Genomic DNA, 12,258 nt, shown 5'->3' with positions numbered 1-12,258 from the left:
TTACATTCTTTTAATCAAAATGCTAGATGCAGTAGAAATGAGACAAAAGAGTTGAGAAGATTTACATGAAATAACCATGAAATCAGGTATTGTTTTTCGTACCAGCCCAGAGTAAATTTGTTTGAATCAAACAGCAGATAATGCTACATTTAATAATAACCTTGAATTGTTACAAATTATGAACATAAACAAAACACTTAGTATTGCCATACTTCTGCTTGTTACACAGCTAAGCTTCGCACAATATTTTAAACTAACTCCACAGGGCTTTGTATCAAATGACAATAACGATTATACGGTAGTGAATGTGTCAAACGCAAAACAAAAGGATTTGTACAAGAATGTACTCAATGCCATTAATTCATTGTACAGTAATCCACAAAAAGGACTCAATGTAGTCGAAGGGGAGAGTATTAGTTTGACTGCGTATGAAGAAAATGCGCTAACTGTAAAGCATAGCGCTGGAGGTTTTGGAAAAGGAATTTATAAATATGACTTATCTTATACGTTATCTTTTCTTTTTAAAGACGGTAAGATTCGAATTAACAGTCCTGTTTTTGAATGCAAAAGATGGTATGAAGGAACTTACAGACCTACAAGTGGCTGGGGCAGCAGTGGTTGGGCTACTCTAAAACTTGTAAAAGGCGATAAGGATAGAGTTGCTATTTATGATAAAAATGGAAAACTTCTTTTAGAAGATGCCTCTAATGCATTAAACAATCATTTCAATTCGGTTTTAAAACAAATCTTCGAAAAATCTCAAAGGATAAATAATTGGTAATGAAAATTTACATCGGAGATTTTCCATATTGTCATTTCTACTGATTTCGATTATTACGCTCCTTATTTGAAGCTTGCGTTATCTTCTTCATCACTTGTGAATTACCGAAAAATTTTGAAAAAATACCATTTGTAATACCAAAGAAAAAACTTAAATAAAAAATAAAAGAGCCGGGAATCATGATGTAAGGATGCCAAAAATACAGGTACCGCCAACCATAGCCATGGCTTTCATTTATATAACTATAAAACAATATTCCTGCAGCCAAAGCAATCAATAATAGCAGTCCAATCACAGTGAGGGCTATGTTTTTGGCATTCGATTTTTCGACCTGCCTGTCTATTTCGGTGTTATTGCCCGATTCAAAGTGTCGTTGATACGGTTTTGAGTCCATAAATTCAAACTCTTCCGAAGTGGTTTCTTTTCTTTTTTTGCCATGCTCAAACGATTGAATACTACCATCTTTTTTCGAAAGATTGATCAAAAAGTGTTTGATGTAATAAATAAATACGATGAACCAAAGTACCGTGCCCAGACTAAGTAAAACGAATGCTTCGCTGGCAGATGTGTGAATCATCTCATAATCGCTTTTATGATGATTTCCTGCGTAATGCAGAATGAGTGGTAGTCCAATAGCGAACAACAAGAGATAGATTATCCAAAATATAATAAAGCCTTTCCAAAATTTCATATCATAAGGTTTTTCATAGATTAAATTAACACTTCACTTTCGTTTGTTAAAGATAGGTAATATTTTATTTGGAGATTCTAAGCTGTGCGAAGTTTTCCGACTTCGCACACGCTTGTTCTCTTCAGGTTGTAAATCTTTTTATATCCAGTATTTGCAATTTTACTTAATAATTAAAATTAAAATGTGATTACCAATTTTCCAAAATGTGAGCTACTTTCAAGTTTTTTAAAAGCATCAATTGCATCCTGAAATAAAAAAACCGAATCTATAATGGGATGGATGTTTTTTGTTTCGAGGGTTTGATTCATTCTTAAAAACATCTCTTTTGAGCCAACGTTAATTCCCTGTAATCTGACTTGTTTACTCATTAATTTTGCAGTATTTATATTTCCGGTTAGTCCGTTCATTATTCCGATTACAGAAATGGTTCCGTCTAATGCAACTGCTTCTATAGATTTGTTAATATGGTCACTGCCTACAACTTCTACGATGTGTTTTGCACCAAGTCCATTGGTGATTTTTTTGACTTCATTTTCCCATTGCGGTACACTTTTATAATTGATCAAATGGTTTACGCCCATTTTTTTAGCACGTTCTAATTTATCATCGCTTCCAGATAATAAAATTACTTCTGCGCCTACAGCTAATGCAAACTGCATTGAAAATAAGGATACTCCGCCAGTTCCCTGTATCAATACGCTGTCGCCGGCTTTTACATTTCCTTTTTCTATTAAACCATGCCAGGCAGTTATTGCAGCGCATGGTAGAGTAGCGGCTTCTTCATTAGAAAGATAATCAGGAATTTTAATTACTGCATTCTCTTTTAAAACAACAAATTGCTGTAACATTCCGTCACTAGCACTTCCACCAAGAGAATTTAGTAATTTCTCAGAAGATAAATTCCCATCAATCCAATAAGGAAAAAAGAGACCCGCAACACGATCATTTAAAGCTACTTCGGTTACCTGATTTCCAATTTCAACCACAATTCCTACACCATCAGAAACAGGTATCCTGCCCACTGGAGGTTTCCATTTATCAGTACCTTTAATAACAAGTAAATCTCTGTAATTTAAAGAAACAGCTTTTATTTGTACTAAAATTTCGTTTGGTAATAGCTTATTATAGCTTTTTTCAACCTGTTTTAAAGTTTCGATGCTAAAATTTTCAGATATTTGATATGCTTTCATAGTATTACAAATGCATTGGGGAAAGACCAAGACCAGTTATTTGACTTTGTTTTTTTAAATAATTTTAGATTAGGTGGCCCAATGACTGTACAAATGTATTACTTAATTATAGCAGTTAATGAGACTTTGTACCATTGTGAGTTACTAATAAATTAATGAGTAACTACCATTACAGTCTTGGATTGCTATTTAACTTTTGTATTGTAAGAAGTTGGCTGAATGCGAATTTCATAAGGAATATTTTCTTTACCCCAATTACAGAGTTCGTGTAGAACTTTAACCAAAGCAAGTCCGCTATCGGTAATCCGATATTCCACACGAAGAGGAACTTCATTAAAAATTTCTTTCTCAATCAATTTGGCTGTTACCAATTCACTTAGAACATTAGAAAGCACATTGTCTGAAATACCGCTTAAAGATTCTTTTAAATTAGAAAACCTTGAAACGTCCAGTTTTATAAGTACTAAAATTTCTGATACCCATCTCTTTCCTACTATACGAAGTACCTTGTTTAGAGTGCATCTTTCATCAAGATAATATTCATTTAAGGTATTAGTGGAGTTCAATTTCTTTTTGCTCATATATTTAGATAATAGCAGTCAACATAATAAATTCTAAACAAAAATAATTAAAATTTTGCCAATGCATCTTATTAATTCAATTGGTTTTAAAACAATTAACAGACCTATATAATTGATTTAATCTTAAATTTATGGATGAACGAAGCTTTTCCAGTACTCAAATACAGTATCTACAATTGATTTTGTTATATGACAGTCATTTTCTTTTCAAGAGAGACGATTATATCTTCTAAAATCTCAGCTGTGCGAAGTTTTCCGACTTCGGACTCGTTGTTCTCTTCAGGTTGTAAATCTTTTTATATCCATTAAAAATCATTGAACCAGAGATCACTATGTTTAAATCATTCTGTAAATTGGCAGACTAACTTTTAAATTACTTAAATTCTTATATTTGATTCTCACAGCTGCGACAGAACTCTAAATTGTGCGAATAATTAATGTACAGTTGGTTTAACTAAAATATTATTTATAAAAGTAAAATATGAAAAAAATTATTGTAAGTATGTTTGTTCTAAGTCAATGTTTTAATGCACATGGGCAATCGATTGATAAAATTATTACGACCAAGGAAGTAGCTCGTATAGAGAAAATACTTTCGGCTGATGACATGCAGGGCAGGAGAACTTTTACTCCCGGTATTGACAAAGCATCAGCCTTTATAGAATCAGAGTTTAAACAAATTGGTTTGCAAACTTTCAATTCAGCAACAAATTACAGACAAGAATTTTCGATTACTGGCTCTAAAGCAGTTTCTTTAAAAATTACTATTGATGGCAAAGAAATAAATAATAATCAAGTGGTAACATTCTCCTACGTTCCTCAAGTTTCTTTAACTGAAAAAAGTGATATTTCTATTGTAAAAATCAATAAAGGGGACAACATTGGCGAGAAATTTAATGAATATTATAAAAGTTCGAAAAATCTTTTGATACTAGTTGACCCTTCATTTGATAATGTTTTACCGAATATTCAACACATTGATCGATTAAATGCTAATCCTGGAAACAATACGATTATATTTGTTTTTGGCACCCTTGAAGCGACTACTCTTTCTGTTGAATTAACGAATGTAATCTCCAAAAAAACATTGAATAATGTTGTTGGAATATTACCCGGAAAAAGTAAACCAAATGAGTATGTGATTTTTTCAGGACATTATGATCATTTAGGAGTAGGCTCTCCCGAAGAAGGTGCTCCGCATTCTGCAACAGATTCTATTTATAATGGTGCTAATGATGATGCCGCTGGAACAACAGCAGTAATTATGCTTGCTAAATATTTTAAAAAACAAAATAACAACGAGCGTACTATTATTTTTACCACATTTGTAGCTGAAGAAATAGGTGGTTATGGAGCCAAATATTTTTCTAAACAGCTTGAGCCTGAAAAAGTGATTGCGATGTTCAATATCGAAATGATAGGAACAGAATCTAAATGGGGTAAAAACTCTGCTTACATTACAGGTTTCGAAAAGTCGAATATGGGGCAGATTTTACAAACTAATTTAACAGGAACAAATTTTACATTTTATGCAGATCCGTATCCTGAACAACAATTATTTTACCGCTCAGACAACGCTACGTTAGCCAGGCTGGGAGTTCCTGCTCATACCGTTTCTACTTCAAAAATGGATAATGAGCCAACGTATCACACAGTAGATGATGAATTTGAAACGTTAGATATTGATAACATGACCCAAATAATAAAATCAATTGCAATAAGTTCTTCTTCGATTATTAGTGGAAAAGATACGCCAACAAGAGTAAATACTACTCAATTGAAATAGCATAAATACATTATAAAGATTCAAAAAAGCACTGAAAATAATTGGTTTTCAGTGCTTTTTTTATCATTTGTTTTGTTCTTATTATTTCCTGTATCTTTAATTTTAGAGATCTTTGTCTGTTGTATTATCCACCGATCATCACATTAAATGCTCCAAGGATAATTGTTCCCCCATGAGCAGTTTTATCTCCTATTCTCGCAGCAGGCATACCACATATCATAACCGTTGCCGATCCTGTAATGATAGAATCTGGAGGTCCAACACAAACCAGCATATCTCCAACTCTGGCGGCGGGTAGTCCTGCTATTAAAACTGTAGGCGCGCCTGGCCCTACTATAGGTCCGCCTACATGCGGAATTGGCGGCAGCCCGGGAGTAATTAATGGGCATTCATGAAAGTCTGTAAGTCTTGCTGCTGGTGGCATAATTTTAATTGTTTAATGGTTAATTGTTTAATCGATGCTTTAAATTTTTGAGTCGACGTTGTAAAAGTTTAAAACTTTAGCAAAGTTTAAATTGTAATTTATTTAGCGGAAGCTAGTTGTAAATGGTGAATAATTTACCATTAATTAATCGTTACCATTGCACCTTTTAGTGTTAATTGCATTCCTCCGGATATTTGTGCCATTTGTCCGCCTTGAGCGCTGTATTGCATAGTTGCGTTTTCTTTGATATTCAGGCCTTTTAATGAGATATCTCCGCCACTTGACTGTATTGTAACACCTTGATTTCCTTTGATGTTTACATTTTGACTGGCTGAAATATTGATGTTTTTCTGACTTGACAAATCGATGCCGCTGCTTGACATTATGATGCTGTTCTCATTTTCGTCCTGTATCGTGATTTTCTTGTCTTTATCACTGATAATGATCGTGTTTTTATTAGGCGTTGCTACGGTCCATATTTTGTTTTCATCATCAAATTGTACAGAGATGCCTGATTTGGTAACAATGGCTTTTATTGAATTTTTTTGATTTGGATCTAAACCAGCAAAAGGTTTATTGGTTGTACTGCTATAGACGCTTCCCAGTATTATTGGATAACGTGGATCTTCGTTTATGAAACCCAAAATGATTTCATCTCCAACTTCGGGCATGAAAAAAGCTCCGGCTCCGCTTGTCGAATAAAAATTGGCAAGACGGGCCCATATTCCTGTACCATTTGGATCTAATAAGGGAACATCAACTAAAACCCGGTATTGAGAGTCGGGATCTTCATACATCTTTTTTACAGTTCCGTTAAGGAGACCTTTTGCTCCGGGAACAAGTCCGGAAGCGGGCGGTGCCGCAACATTTGGCTCCTGGGTAAACCAAAAAGGAGAAAGTCCGAGTGTAACTCCAGTAATCCAGTTTCCCTGCGACAAATCGTGTAGAACTCCACCAATTATATAATCACCGTTAAAACGATCTCCAAGACCGGCGAAGGTCATATATTTTCCGGGATCAACTAAATTTGTGCCTTGAAATTTGGCTTCTCCAGTTATTTTAGAATATTCACTTTTGATAATTTGTGCTTTGGACCAATTAGTTAATTCGGCAGTTTCTAAAGATGCAGAAGTCTGTAGTTGATAGACAGGAAGTCCAATAACTTCAGAAAGTTTTTTTGTGGTTAAATTTCCAGCTCCTGAAACATTTGGAGCAGCATTACCACTTACAATTGCCTGGGTTTTAAAATCCCAGCTATTGGCGTTTACGTTCCCTAATTGAGTAAGAGCATTTAATTTGGCATTAAACTCAAGCAGATTATCGCCATATGTTACCGTCAGGACAGATGTTGTGTTTTTATCAGGAGGATTTACTGAAATTTTGCCGTTTAAAGTTGTTACTATCAGCCCATTTGCCTCGGCAAGAGCCATAATATAATCCCAATCTGTAACATAATACTGGACTTGTTGTGGCCAAGTTGTGCTTGTCGCAGTAACATCTGCGCTTAATTGTGAATAGTTTGCTATTATTGATGATATAATTTCACTATCTTTTTGTTTAGAAAAGGTGAGACTTTTAAGGCCTACAATCATTTTTACAGCATTATCACGACATTCAATTTCTAAAGATGATCCTGTCAGATTATCAACACGAATGGTCTGACTCATAATCAACCCTGAGAAAATAACAGAATTATTGTTGTCGTATCCTGCTTCAATACTAATTGCTGCGCCGGGTACAAAAACAGCAGAAGAACTGGCATCAAACGTACCTGTACTGGCTTCTCCGTCCAGAATTGTGATTTTTGCTGAAGCAATTTGGTTTACTTTTTTATCAATATGAATTGAAAGTACACTCAGTTCATCGGCTATTGGCGTACCATTAACTTTTACTGAAAATGTTGCGATTCCGCCACTTTTTATTTCGGTTGAAGTACTCATTAATTAGGGGATTAGAGGTGTAAAATGAATTTTTCGTTATAGTTTGTTTTAATAACCAATTCTCTTATTTCAATTGGCATAATGGTTTACGTAAGCAATTCCATATAGCTCTTTGAAAGCTGCATCTGCACCAGCAAATGAAGAGTACAATACAAGCTGAAAGCGTAATATTCAGAGTAATAATTATTATCAAGGGGACTGCCGTCAAATCTTTTCGAAAACCAGTTAAATTCTTTATTTTTAAAACTTTTCCAAGCGGTTTGAGCAATTATTAATTCAGTTCTTTCAGATTGATTGCATTCATTTTTTGAAAGGGCATAATATTTTTCTACTAATTTTTCGTAATTATGAGTTTTGTTTTTGATAAGTTCTAATTCTTCTATATTATTAAGTTTTAGAGACCTATTTAATCTTCTGTTAAAATATTGAATTTTAAAAGTATCGATTGCAAATTCAGAATAAATGTTTTTTGTAAAAGGATTCATCTGTCGCGATTCGACTTCTTCTTTTAGACCTTTAATTTTACTTTCAATTTCAACATTAATTTTTGTTTCTAATTGTTTTCTGTTATTTTGAGAAAAACAAAAATTTAGCGAAAAAAAAAAGAAATGTAAGTATTGGTAAGAATAGTTTTATTTTCATTAAGAGGTTAATACTTTAGTTTTTTTTCACAACTCTTTAAACATATACCTTGCCAAGGCGTTCCCGCTAAAAATCAGGAGACTTCTCACACTGTCACGATTGCAGCAAGATTTAAAAATTACGCAAAGTCTGAATAAGATTTTGGCAGCGGGTGGTTCTTGCTTATTTTTGTTTTTGAAAATTATTGCCAACGTCCCACCGGCTTCATGAAATTGTTTTTTTGCTCCCGAACTATTCTATTGTAACTGAAGTCAAATATACAAAAATCTCCTCCCAAACACTAGACCCAATCTCTTTGCTTCAAAACCAACTTTTGCAGTTGATCCGATAATTGGTTAAACAACTATGGATTACCCATAAAAAAAAATCCCATTTCGTTAGAAACAGGATTTTAATTTTTGTGACCTCGACTGGACAAATTTCTATGAATTTTATGGAAGATTTCAAGAGATTGGCGTACTATATGTTATGTCTTTTAATGGCTTTAACAATTTGGTTTAGAGGCTTCATTGCTATATTCTGGAAGTCTCAGAGACCATTTAGATAGTCTTTGTGTAAGAAATAAGTTTTAAGAGCTAGTTTATAAAGAGTAGGCTTGTAATGTTTTTTTTGCCCATTTTCCCCAGTCTTTCAAAGCATCCAAAAGTATTTTATTTAGTCCTTTATTGTCAGTAGGCTTACCTTTTACCGGAGGAGCTAAATCTTTTTCGGTTATTGGAATTTCAGTAACTTTTGTTGCAAACCATGTCATATTTTCATGAGGCAGGGCCAAGCCTAAAATTGTTCCGGGTAATCCTGTAAAAGATTCAGGGCCGCCTGAGAATGGAATTTGAATAGTGTAATAGGCAACAACATAAACAGAATCGAGAACTATAGCATTTGCTCTGCGGCATTCATAACCTGCAATATCTCTTGTTTCATCGGTAATTTTCCAGTCAATTTTACGTAAGCTGTCTTTAACTAAGTATAAATCGTCGTAAACATTTTTTTGGGTAATACTGGTTTGGGTGTCCAGATCTGTGGCGATAACATTTTTTAAATTAGCCATTGGATCGTCAGAAATCCAATTACTGCTTGTTGGTTGATTTGTTTCTTCCCATTTGTACAAACTCTTGTTTTTTGAAAAACTGAGAATGCTTTTTGTAGTTTTAAATTGTGAATTGGTTTTTTTATAACTTTCAAAAGCAGCCTGATAATAACTATCAGTTTCTCCTTTTATTTTTTTTGCAATCAAAGCATACATATTCGATTTTTTCTCAAATTCGATTACGCCATTTTGTACAAAGTGCTCATTTTGTGCAAAAGTATTGCAGCTTGTCAATACAATTATAAAAATTAGGATGCGATTTAGTATTGTTTTCATGGTTTTAGTTTTGTTTAATTTCTCCTCCGCCCATTTTGCTGAAATCCCAGCTTACAGAGAACATAAAGTATCTTTGGATAGTGGTATAGGTACTTTGGTTGATATTTCCATTAAAGGCAGAACGATTAAATCCAACATTTTGGTTCAAAAGATCTCTTCCCGTTATAGAAACTCTTAAATTATCTCCTTTTAAAAATTTCTTGGTGACAGATGCATTCCAGATAAAACGTTCAAAAGATTCCTGAATCACTTGCGTTTTTCCATTATATTGATAATTACCATCTGTGCTAATTTCTAGTTTGAAAGGTAATTCTACACTGCTCCAGAAATTTCCATTAAAACCCCAGCCATTGCTATCGCTATTTTCGTTGATACTTGCATTAGCAACGTTGTAAGTAGGTCCGAAGCTAGCATTAAAATTATATTTTTTTTCTTTATACTTTGATAAGTTTAGATTGAAGGAATAACTTGAATTTTTAGTTTGATTCAGTTTTGTATTGATGTAATTATAGTTTACATTTTTGTTGGCACTGAAACCAATTCCTGCGTTCATGTCTATAGCTTTGATTGTTTTTCCAAAATTAGTATTCAAAAAATAACCTGTTGTAGCTTTGTCTTTTAGGTTTATAAACTGAGAAATACTTTCTCCTCTATCATTTGTAACCACATTACTTATTATTGGATTTAGCGTAAAATTGTACGTTGCATTAACCGAAAAATATTGATTGCTAAGTACTTTATACGAATAATAACTTCCTCTGAAATTATTTCTAAAAGAAGGATCTAAATCCGGATTACCCAAAATCGTATTCAACTGGTTTTGATTGTTTCGTATGGGTTGTATTTGTTCTAATGTTGGCTGATCGGTGTTTCCGTTATAGGACAAACGCAACGCTTCTCTTTGTTTAAAATTATATTGATAATTGATCTGAGGCATGTAGTTGACAAATTTTCGCGTAAAATTTTCATCTGTATAAACATTGTACTGTTTAAAGTTGACGCCGCTAAATTTAGAACCAAAAGAAAAAACAGTTTTATTTTTTTTGTAATTAAAAATCGCTCCCAGTTGATTTATCGTTTGGTCTAGTTCATAATTATTACTAAAGACTGAATCGAGAACATTATAATTTCCATCCGCGGATTGATTAAAAGATTTACGATCCGATTTTCCGTTACTTATGTTGAATCCGTAATTAAGAATTAAAGATAAACTTTTAGATAACGGTTCGGTATAGATTAAATTCGATTTAAAAGCTGTATTGGTAATATTATTGACTTTATTTTGATCGACGACCTTGGTGCTATCCGGACTAATTACAGATGGTGTAAAAAATTCAGCCCTGGAATTTAAATAACCATCACTTTTGCTATTTGTATTGGATTGGCTTAAATTAAGAGATAATGTTCTGCCCGTTTTTTTAAGCCTTTTGGTTAATAAAGTATTTATATTAAATGTTTGATCATCAACATCGTTTGTATTGGTCTGCTTTAAATTATTCAATTGGTTACCTTGTTCGTCAGTACCTTTTCGCATTTCTGCATCACTTGAATTACTCTTTTTAAACAACCCATCTATATTTAATTTTAAAGTTAAAGTAGTATCAATTTTAATTTCATAAGTCAGATCAAGTTTATTTTTGGTCATGTTTTTCTCAAAACTCTTGTCTGAAGTATTATAAATGCTACTGGAACTTAAATTTTGCTGGTTAATATCATTACGATTTCCTGAAAGTTTGATATCACCAATTTTGTAGTTTGCATTGATAGATTCTTTATCGTTGTTCCATTTATTGTCAAAATGTATTCCTCCAGTTTGAACTACCGGAATTCCTTCACCATTAAATTGTCCGTCCCAACTATCAAATTCATCGTTTCCATTGTTTGAAAAATTAATACCGCCGTCATCACTTACTTGATAACTGCTTTGGCCATATTTATCTTTATCGCCCCATCCTAATCCTACTTGTCCCGTGTTGCCTAAAATACCATAAGCTGCTAATTTTTTCTTATCCCAAAACTTATTAAACATAGCCTGACCCTTATAAAAATTATCAGTTCCTCCTCCGAGTTCTACTTTCCCGAAATGACCATTTTTTTTGTCTTCTTTAAGTTTAACATTTAGAGTTTTGGTTTTCTGGCCATCATCTATCCCTGTAAAAGCGGCCTGATCACTTTTTTTGTCGTACAATTGAACTTTATCAACCATGTCTGCACGTAGATTTTTTGTAACTAGAGTAGGATCATCACCAAAAAATTCTTCACCATCAACCAAAACTTTGGTTACAGTTTCGCCTTGAGCGGTAATTTTTCCATCCTTGTCAATTTGTATTCCCGGGAATTGTTTTATCAGATCTTCCACTTTTGCATTAGGTTCTATTTTAAATGCTTTTGGATCAAATTCTAACGTATCTCCTTTGATTTTCATGGCGGCTCTATTGCCTTTTATAATTATTTCGGATAATATTCGTCCTTTATCAGCCAAATTAATTTTACCATAATCTTTGATCAACTGTGTGGAATCAATAGCAAATTGATCTACAAAATCAGCATATTTAGGATAAGAAACCAGTAGAATAAATTTACCAGCTTTAATATTATTCAACTCAAAAGAACCATTTTCTTTAGCTCTTGTAAATTTTACTAAAACAGAATCTTTAGCTCTTAACAAAGAGACTGATGCTTTGGTTAAAGTAGATTTGTTTACGGTATCTGCTACATATCCTTTAACTGTTCCTGATTTTTGTGCCTGTATAGTATTTGATAAAAAAAGAAAGCAACATAATAATAGTATTGTTTGTCTCATTAATTGGTTGTGTTTTTTTTGAAAAAAGGCATTGTTACTCTATTCTATTCTATTTTT

10 protein-coding genes are annotated in these 12,258 nt (G+C 33.2%); 2 read left to right on the top strand and 8 right to left on the bottom strand.

Annotated features, from left to right (window positions below; all coding sequences use genetic code 11):
• The first annotated feature begins 178 nt into the window (after positions 1-178).
• Positions 179-781 (top strand): DUF4468 domain-containing protein, encoded by a 603-nt coding sequence (locus IRZ78_RS00910; RefSeq protein WP_194614723.1) that lies wholly within the window; start codon positions 179-181, stop codon positions 779-781.
• Positions 782-818: 37 nt separating this feature from the next.
• On the opposite strand, the gene IRZ78_RS00905 is transcribed toward IRZ78_RS00910, so the two are convergent.
• The 3 genes from IRZ78_RS00905 to IRZ78_RS00895 all read right to left on the bottom strand — a co-directional run bounded on the left by IRZ78_RS00905 (position 819) and on the right by IRZ78_RS00895 (position 3,243).
• Positions 819-1,472 carry a hypothetical protein gene (locus tag IRZ78_RS00905; protein ID WP_194614722.1) on the bottom strand — a complete coding sequence of 218 codons (654 nt, stop codon included), beginning with the start codon at positions 1,470-1,472 and terminating at the stop codon, positions 819-821.
• Between the two features lie 176 nt (positions 1,473-1,648).
• Positions 1,649-2,662 (bottom strand): NAD(P)-dependent alcohol dehydrogenase, encoded by a 1,014-nt coding sequence (locus IRZ78_RS00900; RefSeq protein WP_194614721.1) that lies wholly within the window; start codon positions 2,660-2,662, stop codon positions 1,649-1,651.
• Between the two features lie 185 nt (positions 2,663-2,847).
• The gene (locus IRZ78_RS00895) at positions 2,848-3,243 is read right to left on the bottom strand and encodes a helix-turn-helix domain-containing protein (protein ID WP_194614720.1); all 396 of its coding nucleotides are present in this window, start codon (positions 3,241-3,243) and stop codon (positions 2,848-2,850) included.
• 481 nt (positions 3,244-3,724) lie between these two features.
• Here IRZ78_RS00895 and IRZ78_RS00890 point away from each other — a divergent pair, with 481 nt between their 5' ends.
• Complete coding sequence (locus IRZ78_RS00890) at positions 3,725-5,029, top strand: M20/M25/M40 family metallo-hydrolase (RefSeq protein WP_194614719.1); 1,305 nt, start codon at positions 3,725-3,727, stop codon at positions 5,027-5,029.
• Between the two features lie 124 nt (positions 5,030-5,153).
• Here the strand turns inward: IRZ78_RS00890 and IRZ78_RS00885 are convergent, their stop codons facing one another.
• The 5 genes from IRZ78_RS00885 to IRZ78_RS00865 all read right to left on the bottom strand — a co-directional run bounded on the left by IRZ78_RS00885 (position 5,154) and on the right by IRZ78_RS00865 (position 12,201).
• Positions 5,154-5,453, bottom strand: a complete 300-nt coding sequence (locus IRZ78_RS00885) for a PAAR domain-containing protein (RefSeq protein ID WP_194614718.1) — start codon at positions 5,451-5,453, stop codon at positions 5,154-5,156.
• Positions 5,454-5,593: 140 nt separating this feature from the next.
• Complete coding sequence (gene vgrG, locus IRZ78_RS00880; protein ID WP_194614717.1) at positions 5,594-7,393, bottom strand: type VI secretion system tip protein VgrG; 1,800 nt, start codon at positions 7,391-7,393, stop codon at positions 5,594-5,596.
• Positions 7,394-7,479: 86 nt separating this feature from the next.
• Complete coding sequence (locus IRZ78_RS00875) at positions 7,480-7,878, bottom strand: hypothetical protein (RefSeq protein ID WP_194614716.1); 399 nt, start codon at positions 7,876-7,878, stop codon at positions 7,480-7,482.
• A 737-nt stretch (positions 7,879-8,615) separates the two neighbouring features.
• Positions 8,616-9,398, bottom strand: a complete 783-nt coding sequence (locus tag IRZ78_RS00870) for a GLPGLI family protein (protein WP_194614715.1) — start codon at positions 9,396-9,398, stop codon at positions 8,616-8,618.
• A gap of 4 nt (positions 9,399-9,402) precedes the next feature.
• On the bottom strand, positions 9,403-12,201 hold the full coding sequence (locus IRZ78_RS00865; protein WP_194614714.1) for an outer membrane beta-barrel family protein: 2,799 nt from the start codon (positions 12,199-12,201) through the stop codon (positions 9,403-9,405).
• Between the last annotated feature and the right edge of the window lie 57 nt (positions 12,202-12,258).

The organism is Flavobacterium sp. CSZ (assembly GCF_015350725.1).
Lineage (GTDB): Bacteria > Bacteroidota > Bacteroidia > Flavobacteriales > Flavobacteriaceae > Flavobacterium.
This window is presented reverse-complemented; position numbering and strand designations above follow the sequence as displayed.

Excerpts from the sequence above, each read along its gene's own strand:
- IRZ78_RS00910 (WP_194614723.1), top strand. The coding sequence starts at position 179 with ATGAACATAAACAAAACACTTAGTATTGCCATACTTCTGCTTGTTACA.
- IRZ78_RS00905 (WP_194614722.1), bottom strand. The coding sequence starts at position 1,472 with ATGAAATTTTGGAAAGGCTTTATTATATTTTGGATAATCTATCTCTTG.
- IRZ78_RS00900 (WP_194614721.1), bottom strand. The coding sequence starts at position 2,662 with ATGAAAGCATATCAAATATCTGAAAATTTTAGCATCGAAACTTTAAAA.
- IRZ78_RS00895 (WP_194614720.1), bottom strand. The coding sequence starts at position 3,243 with ATGAGCAAAAAGAAATTGAACTCCACTAATACCTTAAATGAATATTAT.
- IRZ78_RS00890 (WP_194614719.1), top strand. The coding sequence starts at position 3,725 with ATGAAAAAAATTATTGTAAGTATGTTTGTTCTAAGTCAATGTTTTAAT.
- IRZ78_RS00885 (WP_194614718.1), bottom strand. The coding sequence starts at position 5,453 with ATGCCACCAGCAGCAAGACTTACAGACTTTCATGAATGCCCATTAATT.
- vgrG (WP_194614717.1), bottom strand. The coding sequence starts at position 7,393 with ATGAGTACTTCAACCGAAATAAAAAGTGGCGGAATCGCAACATTTTCA.
- IRZ78_RS00875 (WP_194614716.1), bottom strand. The coding sequence starts at position 7,878 with ATGAATCCTTTTACAAAAAACATTTATTCTGAATTTGCAATCGATACT.
- IRZ78_RS00870 (WP_194614715.1), bottom strand. The coding sequence starts at position 9,398 with ATGAAAACAATACTAAATCGCATCCTAATTTTTATAATTGTATTGACA.
- IRZ78_RS00865 (WP_194614714.1), bottom strand. The coding sequence starts at position 12,201 with ATGAGACAAACAATACTATTATTATGTTGCTTTCTTTTTTTATCAAAT.